Here is a 23,408-nt window from a genome sequence, read left to right on the forward strand (position 1 = left end):
CCGGCGCCTCACCTCTCCTCGGGGACGCCGGGGATGGTGTCCGGCTTGAACGGCTGCAGGTGCGGCTGGAAGGTGGTCGGGAAGGCCTCGGCGATCGCGTCGGCGGTCCAGCCGCCCTCGCGCACCTCGGCGACGACCTCGGACGGGTGCGACCAGATGGAGATGCGGTCGCCGCCGAGGCCGAAGGCCTGGCCGGTGATCCCGGCGGCCTCGTCGGAGGCGAGGAAGACCACGAGCGCGGCGACGTCGGCGGGGGTGCCCAGGCCGCTGGCGCGGACCTCCCCGGGGATCGGCTCGCCGCGGTCGGCCTTCTCGACCAGCTCGGCCATGCCGGGGATGGTGGCGACCATGCGGGTCAGCGCGACCGGGATGACGGCGTTGACCGTGGTGCCGCTGCGCTCGAGCTCGGCGGCCCAGGTGCGCACCAGGCCGACGATGCCGGCCTTGGAGGCGGTGTAGCCGGTCTGGCCGAAGCTGGCGCGCTGGCCGGCCGGGGAGCCGATGAGGACGAGCCGGCCACCGCCGCCCTGCTCCTTGAACTGCCGGGCGGCGGCGCGGCCGCAGGTGAAGGTGCCGCGCAGGTGGGTCTGGACGACGACGTCGAAGTCGGCGTCCTCCATCTTCAGCAGCGAGCGGTCCCGCAGGACGCCGGCGTTGGCGACCATGACGTCGAGGCGGCCGAACTCCTCGACCGCCTTGGCGACGATCGCCTCGGCCGCCTCGGTGGAGCCGATCGCCGAGCCCTCGGCCACCGCGGCGCCGCCGGCCTCCCGGATGGCCTCGGCGGTCTCCTCCGCGAGCGCGACGTCGAGGTCGTTGACCACGACGGCGGCGCCGGCCGCGGCGAGCGCCTCGGCGTAGGCCTGACCGAGGCCGCGCCCGGCCCCGGTGACGACGGCGACCTTGCCGTTGAGCTGCATGTGAGTCCTCTCGACTGCGGGAACCGGACGCAGGAGGCGTGCGCCGAGCGCACGGACGCTCCTGCCGCCGCTGGCAAGTTATTCACCTCCGTGGCGGGCGTCAACGCCTGGTCGCAGTGCAGCGGTCCGGCGCCGACGGGTGGTCCGGTCCCGACGGGTCAGGAGGGCCCGGGGCCGCCGTCGGGTCCGAGCCGCTCGACCAGGCCGGCGGCGATCGCCGCCGCACCGGCCTCGTAGCGGGTCCGCAGCCGCAGCGCGACGTGCTCGGCGCGCACGGCCGGCCAGTCGGCCGGCAGGTACTCCACCGGCAGCCCCGGGTCGGAGCGGGCCAGCAGCGTCCACTCCGCGAGCAGCCACAGCTGGCGCGCCAGGTCGTCGGGCGCGCCGGGCAGCGGGTCGGGGCGGTCCCAGCGGGCGAGGAAGCGCTCGTAGCCGCGGGCGATCGTCGCCAGGTCCCACGCGTCGTCGATCAGCTCGGCGACCTGGCTGGGGGCGGCCACCTGCGCACGGAAGACCTTGAGGTGGTCGAGCACGTCCAGCTCCTGCACCAGCGCCTCGACGTCCACCACGCGCGGCGCCACCCACAGCCCGTTTTGCAGCATGCCGAAGCCCGCCCACTGCAGCCGGGAGCGCAACAGGTGCCGATCGGCCCGCCGGCTCTCGGGGAGGGAGAACCCGAGCAGCGTCCACTGCCCGTCCCACGTGCGGTTGACCGGCGACTGCCAGGCCCGCTCGCCTCCCTCGACCAGCTCCGCGCGCACCCGGGGGGACGGGGAGAGGTAGATGCGCTTGCCGCGCCGGCGCCGGTGCAGCGTGCCGCGGCGCAGCATCCGGCTGACCGTGGACCGGGCCGCGTGCTCGCCGACGCCGACCCGGGCCAGCGCGTCGATCAGCCCCGGTGTGGGGACGGCGGTCCCGGGGTCTCGCAGGTGCACGCCGCAGAACACCAGCACGTGCGTCTGCGGGCGCACGGCCACGGGCGCCAGCGGATCGGCCGCGACCAGGTCGGGGACGCCGTCGGGCTCCTCCGCGAGGTCGCCGTCGTCCCCCGAGGTCAGCACGGCGGTCACGCCGCGGACGCCGTCGTCATGGTGCACTCCTGCCGTCGTGCCGGAGGATCGGCGCGGCGGGGTCGCCCCCGTCCGTCGGCGACCCCGCACGCCGGGGGACGGCCAAGCCTCCTGCCACTCCCCGATGACGCAGAACAAGATACGCAGAGCCGTGACGATCGCCAGCAGCGTGCCTCTCTTGGGGCTGGCGACGATCCTGGAGACCGTGGCCGGCACGTTGGGCGCGGCGTGCGGCCGGGGGACCGGGTCGGCGTCGGGTTGCGCAGCAGCCCGGAGGACGTCGAGGCGGTGTTCGTCCGGTGGGGAGCGTGCGGTGGGTAGCGTGCCTGGCCATGGCGCTGGCACAGCAGGCGGACGCCTCCCTCGGGGACCGGTCCACGCCCACCTTCGCGTCCACCGACCCGGCGTCCGGCGCGGTCGTCGGCGTCTTCCCGGTGCGCGACGAGGCCGCCGTCCGGGCGGCGGTGGAGCGGGCCCGCACCGCCGCCGAGCGGTGGGCGGGGCTCGGCTTCGACGGGCGCCGCCGGCGGCTGGCCGCCTACCGCGGCTCCCTCGCCCGGCGGGTGCACGAGCTGGCCGACCTGGTGCACCGGGAGAACGGCAAGCCGCACGCCGACGCGGTCCTCGAGACCACCCTCGCGGTCGACCACCTGGCCTGGGCCGGCGCGCACGCGCGCACGGTGCTCGGTCCCCGCCGGGTCAGCCCCGGGCTGCTGGCCGCCAACCACGCCGCGTACCTCGAGTACCAGCCGCTCGGCGTGGTCGGCGTGATCGGCCCGTGGAACTACCCGGTGTTCACCCCGATGGGCTCGATCGCCTACGCGCTGGCCGCCGGCAACGCCGTCGTCGTCAAGCCCTCGGAGCACACCCCGGCCGTCGGCGAGTGGCTGGCCGCGGCCTGGCGGGCCGCCGTCCCGGACGCCGCCGACGCGCTGCAGGTCGTCACCGGGCTCGGCGAGACCGGCGCGGCGCTGTGCCGAGCGGGGGTGGGCAAGCTGGCCTTCACCGGCTCGGCCGCCACCGGCCGCAGGGTGATGGCCGCCTGCGCCGAGACCCTCACCCCGGTGCTGATGGAGCTCGGCGGCAAGGACGCGATGATCGTCGACGACGACGCGGACGTGGCCGCCGCGGCCGACGCGGCGGTCTGGGGCGCGATGAGCAACGCCGGGCAGACCTGCATCGGCATCGAGCGGGTCTACGCCACCGAGCGGGTCTACGACGCGTTCGTCGCCGAGGTCACCGCGAAGGTGCGCGGGCTGCGGCCGGGGTCGGACGACGCTGCCGCCTACGGCCCGATGACCATGCCGGGCCAGACCGACGTCGTGCGCCGGCACGTGGCGGACGCCGTCGCCGCCGGTGGCCGGGTGGCGACCGGCGGCACCGTCGAGGGCCGGTACGTGGCGCCCACCGTGCTGCTCGACGTGCCGGAGACCTCGGCCGCGGTCCGCGAGGAGACCTTCGGCCCGACGCTGACCGTCACGCGGGTGCGCAACGCCGAGGAGGCGCTGGAGCGGACCAACGCCAACGCGCACGGCCTGGCCGGCGCGGTGTTCTCCGGGTCGAGGGCGCGCGCCATGGACCTCGCCCGCCGGATGCGCAGCGGCATGACCTCGGTGAACTCGGTGCTCACCTTCGCCTCGGTGCCGGCGCTGCCCTTCGGTGGCGTGGGCGAGAGCGGCTTCGGCCGCATCCACGGCGCGGACGGGCTGCGCGAGTTCACCCGCGCCAAGGCGATCACCCGCCGGCGCTTCGCGCTGCCCGTCGACCTGATGAGCTTCGGCCGGCCGGCGTCCGCCGCCGACGCGCTGGCCCGCGTCGTGGGGCTGGTGCACGGGCGCCACCGCTGAGCGCCGCGCCGACGGCTCCTCCGCCGGGGCCCGGGTGTCGCGTCCGTGACCGGCCCCCCGTCACCCGTGGGCCTGGCCGGCGGCGGCCTGGGTGGGGGACGGCGGCAGCCCCTGCGGCCGGTCGCCGGGGGACACCGGAGTCCGGGGGACGAGGAACGACATGGCCGCCGCCGCGGTGCAGAGCGCCCCGGCGAGGAACCAGGCGAGGTCGTAGGAGCCGGTGACGTCGCGGACGACCCCACCGCCGAAGGCCGCGAGCGCCGCGCCCACCTGGTGGGAGGCGAAGACCCAGCCGAACACGACCGGCGCCCGGGTGCCGAAGAACTCCCGGCACAGCGCCAGGGTCGGCGGCACGGTGGCCACCCAGTCCAGGCCGTAGAACACGATGAAGGCGACCATGCTGACGTGCAGGTGGGGCCCGAACAGAGCCGGCAGCGCGAACAGCGACAACCCGCGCAGCCCGTAGTAGGCCAGCAGCAGCACCCGCGGATCGGCTCGGTCGGTGAGCCACCCGGAGAGCACCGTGCCGGCGATGTCGAAGACCCCGACGACGGCGAGCAACCCGGCGGCGGTGGTCACCGGCAAGCCGTGGTCGTGCGCGGCCGGGATGAAGTGCGGCTGGATCAGCCCGTTGGTCGACAGCCCGCAGATGAGGAACCCGCCGGCGAGCAGCCAGAAGGGGACGGTGCGCGCGGCCGAGAGCAGCCCGCGCACGGCCGTCCGCGCCGCGCCGGTGCGCACCGGGTCCACGTCGTCGGCCGCCGTCCCACCGTAGGGGGCCACGCCGAGGTCGCACGGCCGGTCGCGCAGCAGCCACAGCACCAGGGGGACGACGGCCAGCGCGGCCGCCGTCGTGCCCAGCGACGCCGACCGCCAGCCCCAGGTCGCGTCGGCCCAGGCGACCAGCGGCAGGAACACCAGCTGCCCGGTCGCCCCGCCGGCGGTGAGGACGCCCGAGACCAGCCCGCGCCGGGCGACGAACCAGCGGCCGGTCACCGTGGCCACCAGCGACAGCGCCATCGACCCGGTGCCCAGGCCGACGAGGACACCCCACAGCAGCACCAGCTGCCAGCTGGCGGTCATGAACACGGTCAGGCCGCTGCCGGTGGCGGTCAGCAGCAGCGCCGCGACGACGACCCGGCGGATGCCGAAGCGCTCCATCAGCGCGGCGGCGAACGGGGCGGTGAGCCCGTAGAGCGCCATGTTGACCGCGACGGCGGCGGAGATCGTGGAGACCGACCAGCCGAACTCCGCCCGCAGCGGGTCGATGAGCACCCCGGGGACCGCCCGGAACGCCGCGGCGCCGACCAGCGCCAGGAACGTCACCGCGGCCACCCACCAGGCGGGGTGGATCCGCCGGGCGGTGTCCGGGCGGGCGCGGTCGAGGACGGTCACGACCGGAGAGCATGACGGACGCCGGACTCCGCGACGAGTGGCCCGAAAGCCAACATGTGCAAGGATCCGGCCATGCCATCAGGCCCGGGTCCGGCCATGTCGCGTCCGCCCACGCCCCACGAGGTGGTCGTCGTCGCGGTCGACCGCGTCGTCGGCTTCGAGCTGGGCCTGCCCTTCCGACTGCTCGGCCTGGCCGAGGACGACCACGGCCGGCCGCTCTACCGCATCCGGATCGCCACGCTCGACGGCCGGCCGGTGCGCACCGCCGACGGCTTCTCGGTGCTGCCCGACCACGACGGGTCGATCCTCGCCGAGGCGGACACCGTGATCGTCCCGGGCATCATGGGCGGCCCCGCCGTCCTCGACGGGCGCATCCCGGACGAGCTCCGCGACGCCATCCGTCAGGCGGCTGCCCACGCGCGGATGGTGTCGGTCTGCACCGGCGCGTCGGTGCTGGCGGCGGCCGGGCTGCTCGACGGGCGCCCGGCCACCACGCACTGGCGGGACGCCGAGCAGTTCCGCCGGCTGTTCCCGACGGTCCGCCTCGACGCCGACGTGCTGTTCGTCGACGACGGCGACGTGCTCACCAGCGCCGGCGTCGCCGCCGGGATCGACCTGCTGCTGCACCTGGTGCGCCGCGACCACGGCAGCGAGGTGGCCAACCGGGTGGCCCGGCGCAACGTCGTCGCGCCGTGGCGGGAGGGCGGCCAGTCGCAGTTCGTCGAGCGGCCGCTGCCCGCGTCCGGGGACGCCGGGACGGCGGCCACCCGCGCCTGGGCCGCCGAGCGGCTGGGCGAGCCCCTCACCCTGGCCGACCTGGCCGCGCACGCGCGGATGAGCGTGCGCACGTTCACCCGCCGGTTCCGCGAGGAGACCGGGATGTCGCCGCTGCGCTGGCTGTCCGGGCAGCGGCTGGCGCTGGCCCGCCAGCTCCTGGAGTCCAGCGACGCGCCGATCGACCGGGTCGCCGCCGAGGCCGGCTTCGGCACCCCGGCGTCGCTGCGCCAGCACCTGCGGGCCAGCATCGGGGTGGCGCCGGGCACCTACCGGCGCAGCTATCGCGGCGCCGGTGTGACCGGTCCCTCCCCGGCGTAGGGCATTGCCGGACACCCGGTCTGGTTGAGTGGTCGTACCGGCGCCGCCCCGCGGCCCACTCGAGGCAGCGGGAGTCGACTGGCGTCGGACCCGCACCACCCGCGGCAGCGCCACCCCGGCGCGCCCGACCGTCCGACGTCCCGCCGACGACGTGCGCTCCTGCGCCCCGCGCACGTGCGCCGGCGTGCGCTCCCGGCGGCCGACCCCGAGCGCCCCTGAGGAACCGACATGACCCCGCACCACCCGTCCGCCCCCGCCCGCGAGGGCGCCCGTCGCCGCCGCGGCGGCCGCGGCCGGGGCACCCGCCCCGCGGCCGCCCCGCAGCCCCGTCCCGAGACCTCGCCGACCCCGCCCACCGACGGCGCCACCTTCGCCGACCTCGGCGTGCCCGCGCCGCTGGTCGAGGCGCTGGCCGCCGACGGCATCACCGCCCCCTTCCCCATCCAGGTGGCGACGCTGCCGGACACCCTCGCCGGGCGCGACGTCCTCGGCCGCGGCCGCACCGGCTCGGGCAAGACCCTGGCCTTCGGCCTGCCGCTGGTCGCCCGGCTGGCCGCCTCCGACGGGCGCCGGCAGCCTCGGCGGCCGCGCGCGCTGGTGCTGGTGCCGACCCGCGAGTTGGCCAACCAGGTGGCGGCCGTCGTCGACCCGCTGGCCCGGGCGCTGGGCCTGCGGGCGACCACCGTGTTCGGCGGGGTCGGCCAGAACCCGCAGGTGCAGGCGCTGGCCGCCGGGGTCGACGTGCTCATCGCCTGCCCCGGCCGGCTCGAGGACCTCATCGGCCAGGGGCACGCCGACCTCTCCGCGGTGGAGGTCACCGTGCTCGACGAGGCCGACCACATGGCCGACCTCGGCTTCCTCCCCGGCGTCAAGCGGCTGCTGGACCGGACGCCGGCCACCGGCCAGCGGCTGCTGTTCTCGGCGACCCTGGACAACGGCGTCGACGTCCTGGTGCGGCGCTACCTGGCCGACCCGGTGACCCACTCGGTCGACCCGGCGGTCGCCCCGGTCGCCACGATGACCCACCACGTGCTCCGGGTGGAGGCCGCCGACAAGCCGGCCGTCGTCCGCGAGCTGGCGTCGGGCCTGGGCCGCAGCGTGCTGTTCACCCGCACCAAGCACCAGGCCAAGAAGCTGGCCCGGCAGCTGACCGCGGCCGGCGTGCCCGCCGTCGACCTGCACGGCAACCTCAGCCAGAACGCGCGCGAGCGCAACCTCGAGGCCTTCAGCAACGGCACCACCCGGGTGCTGGTCGCCACCGACATCGCCGCCCGCGGCATCCACGTCGACGACGTCGCGCTCGTCGTCCACGTCGACCCGCCCACCGAGCACAAGGCCTACCTGCACCGCTCCGGGCGCACCGCGCGGGCCGGCGCCGGCGGCACCGTGGTCACCGTCTCCACCCCGGAGCAGGCCGCCGAGGTGCGCACCCTCGCCCGGCAGGCCGGGATCACCCCGGCGGTCAGCGTCGTCCGGCCCGGCGCGCCGGAGATCTCCGCGCTGACCGGGCCGGCGGCGCCGTACGTCGAGCCCGCTCCCGCGCCGCCGCCGCAGCCCGCGGGCCCGGCCGGCGGCCGGCGCCGCCGGTCCGGCGGCGCACCGGGCGCCGGGAGGACGTCGGCCGGCCGCGCCCGCCGCTGACCGACGTCGGGCCCGGCACCGGGACGGTCGACCGCGAGGCGCCGCACCGCCTCGGCGGCGCCCGGGTCGACGCCCGGTGGCAACGGGAGTTCCTCGCCCACGACCCGCGCGGACCTCGCCCGGCTCACCGTCCCGGTCCTGGCGATCACCGGGGAGGACCTGCAGGTGCCGGTCGGCGACCTCGACGTCGTGGCCGCGACGGTGCCGCGGCCGGTCGAGGTGCACCGCGTGCCGGACCTGGCGCACACGCTGCGCCGCCAGCCGGGTGCGGCCTCGCTGCGGGGGTACCAGGGTGAACTGCGCGGTCCGGTCGACCCGGAGGTGCTGGCGACCGTGGTGGGCTGGTGCCGGCGGGTCAGCGGCGTCCCGTCGCCGTCCTGAGCCGCCAGGATCGGGGGGCTTCCGCGGAGCCCGGGCAGGCCGCACGATCTCGGGCTACGGGGGCCGCCGACCGGGCGGGCTCCCGCCCGCCCGAGGAGGTCCGCGTGTCCCCGTCGTCCCGCTCCGCCCGCCGGACCTCGCCCCGGACCGCGGCCCTCGTGCTCGCGCTCGGGGCCGCCCTGCTCGGCAGCTGCTCGGACGGCGGCGACGGCGCCGGCACCACGGACGCGGCCGCCACCAGCGCCGCCGCGCCCAGCCCCACAGCGTCCAGCCCCACCGCACCGACCGGCGCCACCCCGTCGGCGTCGCCGAGCGTCACCCCGTCGGAGTCCCCGGGGTCCGCGTCGCCGACGCAGACCGAGGACCGGACGGTCACCGCCACCGAGGGCGAGATGTACGTCGAGCTCTCCGAGGACACCCTCTCCCCCGGCAGCTACACCATCGAGGTGGTCAACGAGGGCAACGTCGCCCACGACCTGGTGGTGGAGCAGGACGGCGAGGACGTCGCCGGCACCGACCGGATCGCGCCCGGCGGGTCGGCGACCCTGACGGTCACCCTCGAGGAGGGCGAGTACGTCTTCTACTGCTCGATCGGCAACCACCGCGCGATGGGCATGGAGACGACCGTGACGGTCGCCGCCTGAGCCGGCGGGTGGACGACGCGCCCCGCCGACCGGCGTCCACCCGCGGCCGGAGCCCGGTCAGCGCACGCCGAGCAGGTGCTCCAGGGCCAGCTGGTCGAGCCGCTCGAGGTGCATGCCGCGCCGCCCCATCGCGTCGGGGTCGCGCGCCTCGGCGCGCAGGTCGGCGAGCGACTCCCCCTCGCCCAGGGTGGGGACGGCGAGCTGGTCGACGCGGGCGGCGGCGAGCGCCTCGGTGACCTCGGGGTCGGCGCGGAAGGCGCGCACCCTCTCCCGCAGGACCAGGAAGTTGCGCATGCAGGCGCGGGCGGTCTCCCACACGTCGTCGGTGTCCTCGGTGCGCGGCGGCTTGTAGTCGAAGTGCAGGTAGCCGTCGTAGGCGCGCCCGGTGCCGGCCCCCTCCAGGACGTCGACGGTCCAGAACGCCCCGCGCAGGTTGCCCGCGCCGAAGCGCAGGTCCTGGTCGAAGCGCGGCCCGTGCTGGCCGTTGAGGTCGACGTGGAAGAGCTTGCCGTGCCACAGCGCCTGAGCGATGCCCTGCGCGAAGTTCAGCCCGGCCATCTCCTCGTGCCCGACCTCGGGGTTGAGGCCGACCCGGTCGGGCTCCTCGAGCTCGTCGATGAACGCGATCGCGTGGCCGACGGTCGGCAGCAGGATGTCGCCACGCGGCTCGTTGGGCTTGGGCTCGAGCGCGAAGCGGATGTCGTGGCCCTGCTCGCGGACGTAGCCGCACAGCAGGTCCAGCCCCTCCTTGTAGCGGTCCAGCGCCGCGGCGACGTCCTTGCCGGCGCCGGACTCCGCACCCTCCCGGCCGCCCCACAGCACGTAGGTGCGCGCGCCGAGCTCGGCGGCGAGGTCGAGGTTGCGCAGCACCTTGGCGATCGCGTACCGGCGCACGTCGCGGTCGTTGGCGGTCAGCGCGCCCTCCTTGAAGACCGGGTGGCCGAACAGGTTGGTGGTCGCCATCTCGACCACCAGGCCGGTCTCGGCCAGCGCCTTGGTGAAGCGGTCGAGCTCGCGCCGGCGGGCGGCCTCGTCGGGCACGAGGTCGGGGGGCAGGAGGTCGTCGTCGTGGAAGGTGACGGCGGCGGCGCCGAGCTCGGCCAGCCGGTGCACGGCCTCGACCGGGTCCAGCCGCGGGCGGACGGCGCCGCCGAACACGTCGACCCCCTGCCAGCCGACGGTCCACAGGCCGAAGCTGAAGCGGTCGTCCTCGGTGGGCGTGAAGCGATCGGTCATGCGGGGATCCTCGTCCATGCCGGCGGGGCAGGCCCCCGAGAGCACCACGGGTTGCGTGAGCTGCCGCCCGGCGGGTAGGGAGCCAGACTGACGGTGGCCCGGATCGCCGAGGGCCGTGCACGGTCACGAGACGCCGGAATGGGAGACTGCATCATGACGACACCACCCGTGACCGCCTCGGTCAGCAGCCCCCCTTCCGGTCGGCCCAGGGTCGTCATCATCGGGTCCGGCTTCGGTGGCCTGTTCACCGCGCAGGCGCTGAAGAAGGCCCCGGTCGACATCACGCTCGTGGGCAAGACCGGCCACCACCTCTTCCAGCCGCTGCTGTACCAGGTGGCCACCGGCATCCTCAGCGAGGGCGAGATCGCCCCGCCCACCCGCGAGGTCCTGCGGCGCCAGGAGAACACCCAGGTGGTGCTCGGCGAGGTCACCGACATCGACCTGGCCAACCGCACGGTCACCTCGACCATCCTGGGCCGCACCACCGTGCACCCCTACGACGAGCTGATCGTCGCCGCGGGCGCCGGGCAGTCCTACTTCGGCAACGACCAGTTCTCCGAGTTCGCCCCGGGCATGAAGAGCATCGACGACGCCCTGGAGCTGCGCGGACGCATCTTCGGCGCCTTCGAGCTGGCCGAGCTGGCCACCGACCCCGCCGAGATCGACCGGTTGCTCACCTTCGTCGTGGTGGGCGCCGGGCCCACCGGCGTGGAGATGGCCGGGCAGATCGCCGAGCTGGCCCACCGCACCCTGCGCCGCGACTTCCGCCGCATCGACCCCACGCAGGCCCGGGTCATCCTCCTCGACGCCGCTCCCCAGGTGCTGCCGCCGTTCGGCGAGAAGCTCGGCAAGGCGGCCCAGCGCCATCTGAACCGGATCGGCGTCGAGGTGCAACTGGGCGCGATGGTCACCAACGTCGACGCCAACGGCCTGGACGTCAAGGACGCCGACGGGCAGGTCCGCCGGCTCCAGGCCGCCACCAAGATCTGGGCCGCCGGCGTGCAGGCCTCCCCGCTGGGTCGGGTGCTGGCCGAGCAGTCCGGCGCCCAGGTCGACCGCGCCGGCCGGATCTCCGTCCAGCCCGACCTCACCCTGCCCGGCCACCCCGAGGTGCACGTGGTCGGCGACATGATGGCGCTGGACAAGCTGCCCGGGGTGGCGCAGGTGGCCATCCAGAGTGGTCGGTACGCCGCCGAGGCCATCCAGCGGCGGATCGCGGGCAAGGCCCCCCAGGGCCCGTTCCACTACCGCGACAAGGGCAACATGGCGACGATCTCCCGGTTCTCCGCCGTGGCCGACATCAAGAACTTCAAGTTCTCGGGGTTCTTCGCCTGGGTGCTGTGGCTCGCGGTCCACCTGCTCTACATCATCGGCTTCAAGAGCCGGATCACCACGGTGCTGCACTGGCTGGTGAGTTTCCTCGGCCGCGGCCGGTCGGAGCGGGTGGCCACCCAGCAGCAGGTCTACGGGCGGCTGGCCCTGGAGAAGCTCGGCCCCGGGTTCGCCGCCTCCGAGACCGGCGGCCCCAAGGACGACCAGGCACCGGCCACGGACGTCACCACGGACGTCGTCGAGCGCCGCACCGCCTGAACGAGGACCACCCTTCCCTCCACGCCTCGGAGGAGGACCCCTCTGCCCCCCACTGCTCGCAGGCTCGCACCAGGCCCCCTCCGGGCATCGGCCTCCTCCCGGGCACCACCCCCAGCGGAGTGAGGGGCGGGGAGGAGGAGGTCCTTCGACGAAGGGCTCGGGGAGGGGGTCCTTCTGCCTGCGGAGGGGCCGGCGGCGGGACCCTGCAGGGGGCCGGGCGGGTCAGCCGGCGTCGCCGAGCCAGCAGTCGAGCGCGGCGGCGACCAGCTCCGGCGGGACGACGTGGCCGCCGGCGAACTCCTCGTAGGTGACGTCGTAGCCGTCCGAGCCCAGCTGGCGGGCCAGCCGTCGTCCGCACCGCTCCACGGGCAGCACGCGGTCGGCGGTGCCGTGCGAGATCCAGATCCGCGGCCGGCCCTGGGGGCGCGGCGGGGTGGCGAAGCCGGGTGAGAAGGCGAGCACCGACTCGACCAGGTCACCGTTGGTCAGCCCGAGGCTGAGCGCGTAGGACGCGCCGTCGGAGAAGCCGCCGAAGGCCACCCGGGTGACCGGCTGCCGGGCGAAGACCTGCTCGAGGGCGGCGTCGAGCACCGCGACGTCCCGGCCGAGGCCGCCGGCGATGAGGTCCCACGTGGCGGCGACCGACGACGGGGCCAGCACCAGGGCGCCGCGGACGGCGGCGAGGTCGCCCACCGCGGCCAGGCTCTGCTCCGCCGTCCCGCCGGCGCCGTGGAAGAACACCAGCAGCGGTCGCGGCCCGGGGTCCCCGGCGGGCACGGCGAGCTGCGCCTCGGCGTTCGGGCCCAGGTCCAGGGCGCGCACGCCCTCCGGGTAGGGGGCCGCGGCGGGTGCGGCCACCGGGCGGCTGTCCAGCCGGCCGTCGACGGCCCGGCGGGCGGCCCCCTCCGGGGCTCCGCCGGGGCCCCGTCCCGGGCCGGCCCCGTCCAGAGGCTCGCCGCGGCCCCGTCCCGGGCGCCCCCCTGAGCTCGCGAGGGGTGGGGAGGACGGGGTCCTTCCACGGTGAGGGGTCAGGGGGTCCTCCATCAGACCGTGTGCGCCAGGGGCGGCACGTGCTCGTCGGCCCGCTCCAGGTGCAGCGGCTGCAGGGGGCGGGTGTCGTCGAAGTACAGGAAGGCGTCGTAGCGCTCGGCCAGCACGGTCGGCACGTAGTTGCCCCAGCGCTCCCGCTCTGGCCGGTAGACGACGCCGATGGCGCGGTGGTCCAACTGCCGGTCCAGTGCGGCCGGCCGGTCACCTCGCGGGAGGACCAGGAGCGCGTCCTCCCCCACCTGCTCGTGCAGCAGCGCCTCCAGGCTGCCCGCCCGGGCCTCCGGCACCGCCATCCGCTGCATCTGCGCGCCCCACTCCGATCCGGCGACGACCATCCCGCGGTAGCCGCCGAAGCCGACCAGGACGACGTCGTCGTTGGCCCACATCCAGGTCGGCCAGCGGGCGAACGCGTCCAGGACGTCGTACGGGTCGGCGTCGGCCCCCGGACGGAGCTTGACGCTGCGGTTGACCCGGTAGCAGTCGGGCCAGTCGCCCTCCCGGCCGCCTTCCGGGTCCCGCCCCGAACTCGCGAGGGGTGGGGAGGAGGCGGTCCTTCCACCGTGGCTGGCCTCCCCGACCGCGACGGTGCGGGCGTCCCCGACCCGCTCCAGCAGCGGGTCGAGGTCGGCCTCGTCCCGGAGCGGCCGGGCGAGGTCCCGCAGGCCGGTCACGGCGCTACTCCGCGCTCCCCGGCTCGGCCATCTGCCGGTGCGCCTTGGCCTTGAGTCGGTCGGGCAGGACGTCGTTGGCCGCCGCCTGCACCTTGGTCTTGACCGACCCGGCGACCACCTTGTCCTCCCCCTTCATCAGCGCCGCGAAGCCCTGCTCCGCCACCTGCGCGGGGTCGTCCTTCTTGCCGGCGCCGACCCTGGTGTCGCCCATCTCGGCGCGGTCGAAGAACTCGGTGTCGGTGGGTCCGGGCATCAGCGAGGTGACGGTGACGTCGGTGTCTTTCAGCTCCTCCACCAGCGCCTCGGCGAAGCTCTGCAGGAACGACTTCGACGCGTTGTAGACCGCCTGGAACGACCCCGGCATGGTCGAGGCGATCGACGAGGTGATGAGCACTCGCCCCTCGTTGCGGGCCACCATGTCCTGCAACACCAGCTTGGCCAGCCGCACGGTCGAGGTGACGTTCAGGTCGATGATCTCGAGTTCCTTCTCGATCGGGATCTCGACGAACGGCCCACCCTGGCCGACGCCGGCGTTGAGCGCGGCGGCCGCGAGCGGACGGCCGGTGGCCTGGACGGCGGCCCACAGCCCCTCGACGCCGGCGGCGGAGCGCAGGTCGGCCTGGAACCCCGACACGGCGGTGCCGGAGCTGCGCAGCTTGGCCGCGGCGGTGTCGATGGTGGTGTCCTCGGCGTTGACGACCAGGTCGAAACCGGCCTCGGCGAACTGCCGGGCCAGCTCGAAGCCGATGCCGCTGGAGGCGCCGGTGACGAGGGCGAGGGGTCGGGGTTCGGTCATGCCCGCCCCCTACCCGGGTCCGCGCCGCTCACGCCTCGACGGCGCCCTCCCGCACCAGCTGGGCGGCCACGGCGCGCGGGTCACCGGTCGCCGTCCAGGTGCGGCGCTGCCGCGCGGCCGACGTCCCCCGCTGCCACAGCCGGTCGAGCAGCCGGGCCACCTCGGCCTCCTCTGCGTGTGCGCGCAGGTCGTCGGCGAGCTCGGCGACCAGGCCGTCGACGGCGGCCCGCGCCGGCGCCGGCTCCCCGCGGACCGGGTCGACCAGCTCGCCGGAGAGGCCGTCCCGGGCCGCCCGCCACCGGGCGGCGCGCAGCAGCTCCGGGCGCGGGTCGGGCACCGGCTCGCCCGCCTCGGCGCGGCCGGCCAGCACCCGCACCAGCGAGCGCACCAGAGCGGCGTGCAGGACGGCGGCGTCGAGGTCGGTGCACACGTCGGCGAGCCGGAACTCCACCGTCGGCCAGCGCGCCGAGGGCCGCACGTCCCAGTACAGGTGCGAGGCGTCCTCGACCACCCCGGAGCGGACCAGCCCGTCGACGACCGCCCGGTAGCGCTCGGCCCCGCCGAGGAGCTCCGGCGGGCCGGCGTTCGGCCAGCGCGACCACCACGGCGTCCGGAAGCTCTCGTAGCCGGTGTCGACGCCCTCGTGGAACGGCGAGCTGCCGGTCATGGCCAGCAGCACCGGCAGGTACGGCCGCGACCGGTCCACGACCGCGACCGCCGTCCCCAGGTCGGGGACGCCGACGTGCACGTGGCAGCCGCAGATGTCCTGCTGGCGGGCCAGGTGGGCCCAGCGCGCCACCATCGCCTCGTACCGCGGCGCCGGCGTGACCCGCTGCTCGCGCCAGCTGCCGAACGGGTGGGTGGAGGCGGCCAGGACGGCCAGGCCGGCGCGGGCGGCGGCCGCGGCGGCCTCGGCCCGGGTGGCGAGCAGCGCGGCGCGCAGCTCGGCCAGGGTGGTGCACACGCCGGTGGAGGTCTCCACCTGCGTGGTGACGATCTCGGGGTGCACGTGCGCCCCCGCGCGGCCCTCGATCGCGGCCGCGGCGACCGTCGGACCGGGGGTCAGCGCGAACGTGACCGGGTCCACGAGGTGGAACTCCTCCTCGACCCCGACGGTCGCACCGGGCCGTGCCACCGTCCCGCCCGCCCCGGTCACGGTTCGGCGAACCAGGCGAAGCCCAGCCCGGGGACGACCAGCCGGCCGTCCCGGACCGGGAGCGGGCCGTCGCTGCCGTGCACCTGCGCGAAGGTGCCGAAGCCGGTGACGGTGTCGGCGTCGACGGTCCGGGGGTGCGGCGAGAAGTTGGCCAGCCCGACGAACGCGCCGCTGCGCGGGTGCTTGCGCCGCCACACCAGCACCGCGTCGCTGTCGGCGTCCACCACTGCGGACTCCACCCCGCCGCGCAGCGCCAGCACCGAGTTGCGGACCTCCCCCAGCCGCTGGACGGCGCGGAAGACCCGGCCCTCGAGCGTGGAGGGGTCGCAGCGGCGGGCGGCGGCGGCCCAGTCCATCGGCGGACGGTGCATCCAGCGGTTGTCCGGCGCCCGCGCGGGGTCGTCGAGGTAGCCGGTGTCGTTGCGCTGCGCGAGCTCGTCACCCATGTACAGCAGCGGGATGCCGCCCCACGCGTAGACCACCGAGTACAGCAGCACCAGCCGCCGGATGCCGGCCTCGAGCGCTCCCGGGTCGCCCCGGTCGAGCCCGTCCTCGATGCCGCACAGCGACGCGGTCGAGCCGGAGATCCGGGCGTCGCCGGTGACCTCGTTCTCCTGGAACAGCGCCCCGCGGGCGAAGGAGCCCGGGAACCTCCCCGAGTAGAAGTCGTTGAGGAACCGGCGGTGGGCGAAGCCGTTCAACCCCACGGCGGCGGCATCCTCGTCGGTGACCGCCCAGCCGATGTCGTCGTGGCCGCGCACGTAGGTGACCCAGGTGGCGGTCGGCGGGATGGGCCGCATCCGGCCCAGCGCCTGCCGGGCCAGCCGGACGTCCTGCGTGGCCAGGCTGCTCCACAGCACGACCATCAGCTGGTTGTGGTAGGCCAGCTCGCACTCGGGCCGGTACCGGTCGTGGCCGCCGAGGTAGGCCACCAGGTCGTCGGGCGAGACGATCGCCTCGGCCTTGAACACCACGCCCGGGGCGGCCAGCCGGGTGAGCGCGTGCAGCAGCTGCAGCACGCTGTGCGTCTCGGGCAGGTTCTGGCAGTTGGTGCCCAGCCGCTTCCACATGAACGGGACGGCGTCCATGCGGAAGACGTCGACGCCCCGGTTGGCCAGCCAGGTGATCTCCCCGAGCACCGCCAGCGCCACCTCGGGGTTGGCGTAGTCGAGATCCCACTGGTAGGGCCAGAACGTCGTCCACACCCAGCCGCCGGCGCCGCCGCAGGCCTCCGGCACCCAGCTGAACGAGCCCGGCGCCCGGTCGGGGAACACCTCGGGGATGGTCGCGTCGTAGGCGTCGGGCATCGTCCGGTCGGGGAAGGCGGTGTAGAAGCCGGCGTGGGCGGGGTCGCCGGCGAGCCAACCCCGCGCCCAGGGGTGCTCGCGGGCGGTGTGGTTGAGCACCAGGTCGATGCACAGGCTCATCTCCCGCTCGTGCAGCGCCGCCGCCACCCGCTCCAGGTCGGCCATCGTGCCCAGGCGCGGGTCGACCGACCGGTAGTCCATGACCGCGTACCCGCCGTCGTTCTCGCCGGGGCGGGGCCGCAGCAGCGGCATGAGGTGCAGGTACGTGGTGCCCAGCTCGGCGAGGTGGTCGAGGTGGTCGGGCAGCCGGTCGAGGGTGCCGCAGAACCGGTCGACGTAGCAGACGTAGCCCTGCACCCGGGCCCGCTGGAACCACGCCGGGTCGATCTCCCGGCGCCGGTCGATCCGGCGCAGCTCCTCGGGCCGCTCCGCCGCGGCGGCCAGCGCGGTACCCAACGCCCGGGCGAAGAGGGCGTCGATGTCGGCGCGGTGCTCGTAGAGGACGGCGAGCGGCTCGTGGACGTCGAAGAGCGCGAGGTCGACGCGGGCGACGAAGGCGTCGGCCTCCGCGGCACCCAGGGCGGCGACCGCGTCTGCCGCCAGCCGCGGCCGCAGCGCTGCCCAGGCCCGCTCCGCCGCCGTCCGCCGGGCGGCTGCCGTGACCGTCACCGGGTCAGTATCGCGGCGCTGTTCGCCCACGGCATGACCGGCGCCACAGTCGGCGCCGGAGGCGTTCACTGGTGTAAGCAGGTAAGCAAGTGATCAGGAGGTGCGCCGTGAGCGTGCTGCCGGAGCCGTCCGCCACGGGCTTCCGAGACGACATCGCGCTGGACGCCTACTCCCGCATCGTCACCGCGGTCGCCGCCCACCTCACCCCGCACGTCGCCGCCCTGCAGGTCACCGACGCGTCCGGGCGCGGTGGTGCCGGCTCGGCGGTCGTCGTCCCGGGCGACCGGCTGATGCTGACCAACGCCCACGTCGTCGGCCGGGCCCGCCGCGGCCGGGCGGTGTTCAGCGACGGGGGCGAGGCCGACGTCGACGTCGTGGGCGCCGACCCGCTGTCGGACCTGGCCGTCGTCCGCGCCCGCGGGGAGACGCCGTCGCCGGCCGAGCTGGGGGACGCCGCCGCGCTGCGGGTGGGCCAGCTGGTGGTCGCCGTCGGCAACCCGCTGGGCCTGGCCGGCTCGGTCACCGCCGGTGTGGTCAGCGGCCTGGGCCGGTCGCTGCCCACCCGCGACGGCCGGACCGCGCGGGTGGTCGAGGACGTCATCCAGACCGACGCCGCGCTCAACCCGGGCAACTCCGGCGGCGCGCTGGCCGACTCCGCCGGCCGGGTGGTGGGCGTCAACACCGCCGTCGCGGGATGGGGCCTGGGGCTGGCGGTGCCGGTCAACGACACCACGCGGCGGATCGTCGCCGCGCTGACCCGCGACGGCCGCGTCCGCCGGGCCTACCTGGGCCTGGTCAGCACCCCCGCGCCGCTGCCGGCGCCGCTGGCCGAGCGCACCGGGCGCCGGCGGGGTCTGCGCGTGGTCGACGTCGTCGCCGGGTCGCCGGCCGACCGGGCGGGGCTCAAGGCCGGCGACCTGGTGCTCGAGGCCGGACGGCAGCCGGTGGCCGAGGCGCAGAGCCTGCAGCGGCTGCTGTTCGACGAGGCGATCGGCCGGCCACTGCCGGTGACGGTGTACCGCCGCGGCGCGATGGTCGACGTCATCACCGTGCCGACCGAGCTCACCGGGGGGTGACCTCGCCAGGGGGTTGGTGATCGATGCCCACGTCCTGTCCGGTTCGTCGCCCTGGGCCGCTGCTCATCCGGTGACCGCTGCCTGGCCTGCCGTCGCGACGAACCCTGCCCACTCGACCTGTGGCGCTGGAACCGGCCCGCGGCGCGCTCAGCGACCCGACCGACAACACCGCGAAGGGCTTCCTGCACACCAACAGCAGCGGGGCCGGCACCGGCGTCTACGACCGGTGGACCCGCAACGGTCATCAGGTCCTGGCCGACGAGGCGGTGTGGCTGGCCCACGAGTTCCGGCGCGACATCGGCCAACCGGCCCGGGCCATCCAGCTGGCCGGCTGCGCGTGGCAGGCCGGCTGCCGCCATCCGTGCATCGCCGAGCACACGCCGCAGCCGTCGGCGCTCCCGGCCGCGCACCGGATCGGGCCGCAGCCGAGGCGGTCTGCACCACGGCGCTGGCCACCCGTGCCGGCGCTACCGCCCCCAGCTGGCAGGTCCTCGGCACCCGCGCCGACCTCATCGCTGGCCGCCAGGCCCGGCTCACCGGTCTCGCCGCGACGTCCTCGACGCCGATGGGAACCCGGTCCCGAGGCCGCGGCACGCGGCACCACCCGGTCACGCCGCGGCGCACCCACCGCTGCGCTTCGCGCGCACGGGGTAGCAGTCCCGGCCGCTCTACGCGGGCGGCGCTCCGCCGATGAGCGCCAGGGCTTCCTCGTACCGGCCCCCGCACTCCACCCGGGCGACGTCGGCGAACGCCCACGTGTCCGGGCGGTCCGCCCACTCGGCCTGCGGGGTGATCCCCAGCAGGTGCACCGACCGAGTGGTGAAGCGCACCGGACGGCCGACGAAGCACACCGTGGGGTCGTCCTCCTCGGCGTGCAGCGTCACCAACGACGCTACCTCGGCGGCGGTGCGGACCAACTCCGCGACGCCGTCGAGGTCCACGTCGACGCCAACCGGCGGCCACTCGCCTCGCGCGGCGAGGGCTCGCCCGACGAATGTGTCCGACCCGCCACACCGCTCGACCCTCGACACGCCGCCGAGGCGCAGAGCTGCGTAGCCGTTGAGGTGGATGTCGTGGTCCAGCTCGGCCAGCAGCACCCACGCCTGCCCGAGGCCCACGACGAAGCCGTCGAGCTCGTCGCTGCGCCGGATGCTCCACGAGACCCGGACCAGCGCCTGCTCCTGGGCCGCCTCGTCCAGCTCAGCGCGGACATCGCGGGCACTACGGGTCTTCACCTCGGACATCCGCCCAGTGTGAGCAGCCTGCGGTGCTGCCCCTCGCGACCCGCTCACGACACCAACCGTGCCGCTGACCCTCACCACCGCACCCGTCGCCGACAGCGGCGACGAGGCACCCCACCCCGGGCGACACGCCGGGGCTGGCCTGCACGGTCGTGCGCCACAGGGACGGCAAGCCCACTCGCCGCGGTGGAGCCCCGGATGGGCCTCGATCCAGACGTCCTGGCCAACACCCCTGCCGAGGTCACGGGCGGCTGAGCACGGGGACGGCGGGGCTTCGCCCCGGTCCCCGTCCGACCCGAGGCGTTCCCCCCGGGAACGTCGTCGACCGTTGAGCTGCAGAGATGTCACCCCTGCGCTCTACCCTCCGAACACGTGTTCGACGAGGAGGGTGTGATGGCCGAGGAGCCTGAAGGCGGCGAGCTGCCGGTGACGGAGTTGGCGCGACAGATGACCAGCGGTGCGGTGCGGCTGGCCGCGGCCACCGCGGCCTGGCTGGCGCTGATCGCCGAGTTCGACCGCCGGAAGGGCTGGGGCGGGGTGGGCATCCGCTCGTGCGCGCACTGGCTGGCCTGGCAGTGCGGGCTGTCCCCGGGCGTGGCGCGGGAGCACGTGCGGGTGACCCGGGCGCTGAACGCGCTGCCGGCGACCGCGGCGGCCTTCGCCGCCGGACGGCTGTCCTACGCCAAGGTCCGCGCCCTGACCCGGGTCGCCGAGCCGCACACCGAGGCCGAGTTGCTGGCGCTGGCACACGAACTCACCGCGTCCCAGCTGGAGCGGGTGGTCCGCGAATGGCGCCGCGCCGACGCCGTCGACGCCGCCACCGTGGCGGCCACGCGGCGCTTCGAGCACCACTGGGACGAGGCGGGCATGCTGCACGTGCGGCTGTGCCTGGACGCCGAGCAGGGCGCGGCGTTCCTGGCCGGGGTGGACTCGCTGGCCGAGCGCACCGCCCGCCGGGAGCGGGCCGCGGCGAAGAAGTCCGCCGCCCCGAGCGACGGTGCCGGGTGCGACGGTGCTGGGTGCGACGGTGCTGGGTGCGACGGTGCTGAGTGCGACGGTGCTGGGTGCGACGGTGCTGGGTGCGACGGTGCTGGGTGCGACGGTGTCGAGCCGGATGGTGCCAGCCCGGGTGACGTCGAGCAGGTCGAGCAGGACGAGGTGGCCCGGGCGCGGGACCGCTCCACCGCCCGGCGCTGTGCCGCGGTGGCCCAGCTGGCCGCGGCCGCGGCCGACGCCGACCGGCGGGCCGGCGACCCACCGCGCCGCGAGGTGGTCATCCACGTCGACGCCGCGGTGCTCGCCGACGACGCCGCCGCCGGCCGCGCCCACCTGGCGGGCGGGCCGGCGCTACACCCCTCGGACGTGCGGCGCATGCTGTGCGAGGCCACCGTGGTCACCATGCTCGAACGCGGCCGCGAACCGCTGGCCGTGGGCCGGGCCCGGCGGTTGGCCACCCGCGCGCAGCGGCGGGCGCTGCACCGCCGCGACGGTGGCTGCGCCCGTCTGGGCTGTGCGGAGACCCGCATCGAGCGGCTGCACGCCCACCACCTGCGGCCCTGGCTGTCCGGCGGGGGCACCGACGTGGCGAACACGGTGTTGCTGTGCGATGTCGATCACGGTCTGGCCCACGACCTGGACCTGACCATGGCCCGCCGGGACGGGCAGCTGGTGGTCACCACCCCGGATGGGCGGCGGGTGTGGGGTGCCGCCGACGCCGCCTTCCGCGATGGGGTGGCCGGACTGTCGGCACGGGACACCGATGCCGCCTTCGCCGGTGTGCCCCCGCTCGACACCGCCGTCGCACGCCGCCCGGCCGCCACCGAGACGCTCCGCGCAGAACGCGACCCGGCCGCAGCAGCCCCCGCCCTCGCCGACGACCCGGCCGCAACGACACCCACCGCCTCGATCACCCGGCTGCTGTTCCCCGACCGGACACCCGACCTGCCCGAGGCGGTGCCGGTCGACGGCGAGGCCATGGACCTGGCCTACGTCGTCGGGGTGCTGCTGGGCAACCGCGACCTGGAACGCCGCCTCGCCGCCGAGAACGCCGGGAACGCCGGCCGGCTGACCGCGGCGGCCTGACCGTGGAGCCGGCCCGGCACGTTCCCGCGGGAATGCCGGACGTGCCCGCCGCCAGTGTGGCGCGCCGACCTGCGGGGTCAGCCGCACGACGTCGCCGACCCCCCAGACCGCCGGCGGGCGGATCCCCTCATCGGCCAGCGCCCGCCCCAACCCGGCCAGAGTGGGGGGACGGTGCGCTGGGTTCACCTCCGGCCCTCGAGGACCAACACGCCGGAGCAGGTCCGGCGGCAGGATCACCCCGGGTGAGAGAGGAGGACCGGTGCTGCACCTGCGACACCGCGTGCCGGCCCCGCTGCGGCCGTTCGTCGCCGAGGCGCACGGCTACCGGGCGCCGGCCAACCCGTTCGGCGTCCACCGGGGCCTGCCCTCGCGGCACCTGACCCTGGTCGTCGAGCTGGCCGCGCCGCTGCGCGTCTCCGGCCTCGGGGCCGACGTCGCGGCGCACGCCGTCGTCGGGGGCCTGCACACCCGGCCGGCCCTGATCGACGCCACCCGGGCGCAGGACGGCGTGCAGTACGGGCTCACGCCCTCGGCCGCCGCCGCCCTGCTCGGGGTGCCCGCCGCCGAGCTCGGCGGGCGCGCCGTCGACCTGGCCGCCGTCCTCGGCCGCACTGCGGACCGGCTGGTGGACGACCTGGCGACGGCGACCAGCTGGGCGCAGCGCTTCGCCCGCCTCGACGCCGCCCTGCTCGACCGGCTGTCCGGGACGACGCCCGCGGTGCGGCCGGAGGTGCGGGAGGCGTGGCGGATGGTGCTCACCAGCGACGGCCGGCGGCGGACGGGCGAGCTGGCCGCGCACGTCGGGTGGAGCCGCCGGCACCTCGCCGCCCAGTTCCGCCTGGCGACCGGGCTCACCCCCACCCAGGCGGCGCGGATCGCGCGGTTCGAGGCCGCGCGCCGTCTCCTGCAGGATCCGCTGCGCCCGCCGCTGGCCGACGTCGCCGCGCGCTGCGGCTACGCCGACCAGCCGCACCTGGCCCGGGAGTGGCGGGCGCTGGCCGGCTGCAGCGTCGGGACGTGGCTGCGCGAGGAGCTCCCGTTCGTCCAAGACGACGAGGTCTTCGACCCGGCACCCTCTCCGGCATGACCACACCAGAACCCACCGTCTGGCCCAGCGTCGGCTTCGTCGACGTCGACGCCGGCATCGACTTCCTCACCGGCGGTCTCGGCTTCGTCGTCACCGCCTGCCACCGGGCCGAGGACGGCACCGTCGTGCACGCCGAGGCGCGCTGGCCCGACGGCGGCGGCGTCATGTTCGGCACCCGCGGTAAGCCCGGCGACTGGGGCGCGCTCGGCCCGCAGGGGGTCTACGTGGTCGCCGCCGACGCCGCCACCGTCGACGCCGTCTGGGCGCGCGTCCGCGGCAGAGCCGAGGTGGAGGTCCTCGAGGAGCTGCACGACACCGACTACGGGTCGCACCAGTTCGGCGTCCGCGACGGCGACGGCAACCTCTGGACGCTCGGCACCTACCGCGGCGCCTGACCGCTCCACCGCCGGGTGACCGAACGGCACCCTCGGTCACCCGGACAGGCGGTCGCCGC

20 protein-coding genes are annotated in these 23,408 nt (G+C 75.9%); 10 read left to right on the forward strand and 10 right to left on the reverse strand.

Annotated features, from left to right (window positions below; all coding sequences use genetic code 11):
* Window positions 1-8 precede the first annotated feature (8 nt).
* Both DQ238_RS08340 and DQ238_RS08345 read right to left on the reverse strand, forming a co-directional pair.
* Complete coding sequence (locus tag DQ238_RS08340) at window positions 9-920, reverse strand: SDR family NAD(P)-dependent oxidoreductase (protein ID WP_113780832.1); 912 nt, start codon at window positions 918-920, stop codon at window positions 9-11.
* 158 nt (window positions 921-1,078) lie between these two features.
* Window positions 1,079-1,990: a PaaX family transcriptional regulator C-terminal domain-containing protein gene (locus DQ238_RS08345; RefSeq protein WP_199506207.1), complete on the reverse strand. Its 912-nt coding sequence runs from the start codon at window positions 1,988-1,990 to the stop codon at window positions 1,079-1,081.
* A gap of 332 nt (window positions 1,991-2,322) precedes the next feature.
* On the opposite strand from DQ238_RS08345, the gene DQ238_RS08350 reads away from it, so the two are divergent.
* A complete protein-coding gene (locus tag DQ238_RS08350; RefSeq protein WP_113780833.1) occupies window positions 2,323-3,837 on the forward strand; it encodes an aldehyde dehydrogenase family protein in 1,515 nt (504 codons plus the stop codon).
* 60 nt (window positions 3,838-3,897) lie between these two features.
* Here the strand turns inward: DQ238_RS08350 and DQ238_RS08355 are convergent, their stop codons facing one another.
* A complete protein-coding gene (locus DQ238_RS08355) occupies window positions 3,898-5,232 on the reverse strand; it encodes an MFS transporter (protein WP_113780834.1) in 1,335 nt (444 codons plus the stop codon).
* Window positions 5,233-5,328: 96 nt separating this feature from the next.
* On the opposite strand from DQ238_RS08355, the gene DQ238_RS08360 reads away from it, so the two are divergent.
* The 4 genes from DQ238_RS08360 (at window position 5,329) to DQ238_RS08375 (ending at window position 8,993) form a co-directional block, all read left to right on the forward strand.
* A complete protein-coding gene (locus tag DQ238_RS08360; RefSeq protein ID WP_233495818.1) occupies window positions 5,329-6,327 on the forward strand; it encodes a GlxA family transcriptional regulator in 999 nt (332 codons plus the stop codon).
* 228 nt (window positions 6,328-6,555) lie between these two features.
* Window positions 6,556-7,968, forward strand: a complete 1,413-nt coding sequence (locus DQ238_RS08365; RefSeq protein ID WP_113780836.1) for a DEAD/DEAH box helicase — start codon at window positions 6,556-6,558, stop codon at window positions 7,966-7,968.
* 165 nt (window positions 7,969-8,133) lie between these two features.
* Window positions 8,134-8,349: a hypothetical protein gene (locus DQ238_RS08370; protein ID WP_113780837.1), complete on the forward strand. Its 216-nt coding sequence runs from the start codon at window positions 8,134-8,136 to the stop codon at window positions 8,347-8,349.
* Window positions 8,350-8,453: 104 nt separating this feature from the next.
* The gene (locus DQ238_RS08375) at window positions 8,454-8,993 is read left to right on the forward strand and encodes a plastocyanin/azurin family copper-binding protein (protein ID WP_113780838.1); all 540 of its coding nucleotides are present in this window, start codon (window positions 8,454-8,456) and stop codon (window positions 8,991-8,993) included.
* A gap of 57 nt (window positions 8,994-9,050) precedes the next feature.
* Here DQ238_RS08375 and xylA read toward each other — a convergent pair whose 3' ends face one another.
* Window positions 9,051-10,229 carry a xylose isomerase gene (xylA, locus tag DQ238_RS08380; RefSeq protein WP_113780839.1) on the reverse strand — a complete coding sequence of 393 codons (1,179 nt, stop codon included), beginning with the start codon at window positions 10,227-10,229 and terminating at the stop codon, window positions 9,051-9,053.
* A 153-nt stretch (window positions 10,230-10,382) separates the two neighbouring features.
* Between xylA and DQ238_RS08385 the strand changes: the two genes are divergently transcribed.
* Window positions 10,383-11,819, forward strand: coding sequence for an NAD(P)/FAD-dependent oxidoreductase (locus tag DQ238_RS08385; RefSeq protein WP_113780928.1), 1,437 nt, complete (start codon window positions 10,383-10,385; stop codon window positions 11,817-11,819).
* A gap of 222 nt (window positions 11,820-12,041) precedes the next feature.
* On the opposite strand, the gene DQ238_RS08390 is transcribed toward DQ238_RS08385, so the two are convergent.
* The 5 genes from DQ238_RS08390 to DQ238_RS08410 all read right to left on the reverse strand — a co-directional run bounded on the left by DQ238_RS08390 (window position 12,042) and on the right by DQ238_RS08410 (window position 17,468).
* Window positions 12,042-12,677, reverse strand: coding sequence for an alpha/beta hydrolase (locus DQ238_RS08390; protein ID WP_233495819.1), 636 nt, complete (start codon window positions 12,675-12,677; stop codon window positions 12,042-12,044).
* 185 nt (window positions 12,678-12,862) lie between these two features.
* Complete coding sequence (locus DQ238_RS08395; protein WP_113780840.1) at window positions 12,863-13,540, reverse strand: erythromycin esterase family protein; 678 nt, start codon at window positions 13,538-13,540, stop codon at window positions 12,863-12,865.
* 4 nt (window positions 13,541-13,544) lie between these two features.
* Complete coding sequence (locus DQ238_RS08400) at window positions 13,545-14,336, reverse strand: SDR family oxidoreductase (protein WP_113780841.1); 792 nt, start codon at window positions 14,334-14,336, stop codon at window positions 13,545-13,547.
* A gap of 28 nt (window positions 14,337-14,364) precedes the next feature.
* Window positions 14,365-15,492 (reverse strand): glutamate--cysteine ligase, encoded by a 1,128-nt coding sequence (locus DQ238_RS08405; RefSeq protein ID WP_370447505.1) that lies wholly within the window; start codon window positions 15,490-15,492, stop codon window positions 14,365-14,367.
* Entirely contained in the window at window positions 15,489-17,468 is a 1,980-nt protein-coding gene (locus DQ238_RS08410) for an alpha-amylase family protein (RefSeq protein ID WP_233495820.1), read from the reverse strand. The genes DQ238_RS08405 and DQ238_RS08410 overlap by 4 nt, the downstream gene beginning before the upstream one ends.
* 107 nt (window positions 17,469-17,575) lie before the next feature.
* Between DQ238_RS08410 and DQ238_RS08415 the strand changes: the two genes are divergently transcribed.
* Window positions 17,576-18,544, forward strand: coding sequence for a S1C family serine protease (locus DQ238_RS08415; protein WP_233495821.1), 969 nt, complete (start codon window positions 17,576-17,578; stop codon window positions 18,542-18,544).
* Between the two features lie 668 nt (window positions 18,545-19,212).
* On the opposite strand, the gene DQ238_RS08420 is transcribed toward DQ238_RS08415, so the two are convergent.
* Window positions 19,213-19,788: a hypothetical protein gene (locus DQ238_RS08420; protein ID WP_113780844.1), complete on the reverse strand. Its 576-nt coding sequence runs from the start codon at window positions 19,786-19,788 to the stop codon at window positions 19,213-19,215.
* A 369-nt stretch (window positions 19,789-20,157) separates the two neighbouring features.
* Between DQ238_RS08420 and DQ238_RS08425 the strand changes: the two genes are divergently transcribed.
* The 3 genes from DQ238_RS08425 to DQ238_RS08435 all read left to right on the forward strand — a co-directional run bounded on the left by DQ238_RS08425 (window position 20,158) and on the right by DQ238_RS08435 (window position 23,349).
* Window positions 20,158-21,867 carry an HNH endonuclease signature motif containing protein gene (locus tag DQ238_RS08425; RefSeq protein ID WP_113780845.1) on the forward strand — a complete coding sequence of 570 codons (1,710 nt, stop codon included), beginning with the start codon at window positions 20,158-20,160 and terminating at the stop codon, window positions 21,865-21,867.
* 259 nt (window positions 21,868-22,126) lie between these two features.
* Window positions 22,127-22,954, forward strand: coding sequence for a helix-turn-helix domain-containing protein (locus tag DQ238_RS08430; RefSeq protein ID WP_113780846.1), 828 nt, complete (start codon window positions 22,127-22,129; stop codon window positions 22,952-22,954).
* Window positions 22,951-23,349, forward strand: a complete 399-nt coding sequence (locus DQ238_RS08435; RefSeq protein WP_113780847.1) for a VOC family protein — start codon at window positions 22,951-22,953, stop codon at window positions 23,347-23,349. The genes DQ238_RS08430 and DQ238_RS08435 overlap by 4 nt, the downstream gene beginning before the upstream one ends.
* The last annotated feature ends 59 nt before the right edge of the window (window positions 23,350-23,408 follow it).

It is taken from the genome of Geodermatophilus sp. TF02-6, from assembly GCF_003319115.1.
Classification (GTDB): Bacteria; Actinomycetota; Actinomycetes; order Mycobacteriales; family Geodermatophilaceae; genus Geodermatophilus.

Bases quoted from the DNA above. Each gene is read 5' to 3' on its own strand.
- DQ238_RS08340 (WP_113780832.1), bottom strand. From the start codon at position 920: ATGCAGCTCAACGGCAAGGTCGCCGTCGTCACCGGGGCCGGGCGCGGC.
- DQ238_RS08350 (WP_113780833.1), top strand. From the start codon at position 2,323: ATGGCGCTGGCACAGCAGGCGGACGCCTCCCTCGGGGACCGGTCCACG.
- DQ238_RS08360 (WP_233495818.1), top strand. From the start codon at position 5,329: ATGTCGCGTCCGCCCACGCCCCACGAGGTGGTCGTCGTCGCGGTCGAC.
- DQ238_RS08365 (WP_113780836.1), top strand. From the start codon at position 6,556: ATGACCCCGCACCACCCGTCCGCCCCCGCCCGCGAGGGCGCCCGTCGC.
- xylA (WP_113780839.1), bottom strand. From the start codon at position 10,229: ATGACCGATCGCTTCACGCCCACCGAGGACGACCGCTTCAGCTTCGGC.
- DQ238_RS08385 (WP_113780928.1), top strand. From the start codon at position 10,383: ATGACGACACCACCCGTGACCGCCTCGGTCAGCAGCCCCCCTTCCGGT.
- DQ238_RS08400 (WP_113780841.1), bottom strand. From the start codon at position 14,336: ATGACCGAACCCCGACCCCTCGCCCTCGTCACCGGCGCCTCCAGCGGC.
- DQ238_RS08420 (WP_113780844.1), bottom strand. From the start codon at position 19,788: ATGTCCGAGGTGAAGACCCGTAGTGCCCGCGATGTCCGCGCTGAGCTG.
- DQ238_RS08435 (WP_113780847.1), top strand. From the start codon at position 22,951: ATGACCACACCAGAACCCACCGTCTGGCCCAGCGTCGGCTTCGTCGAC.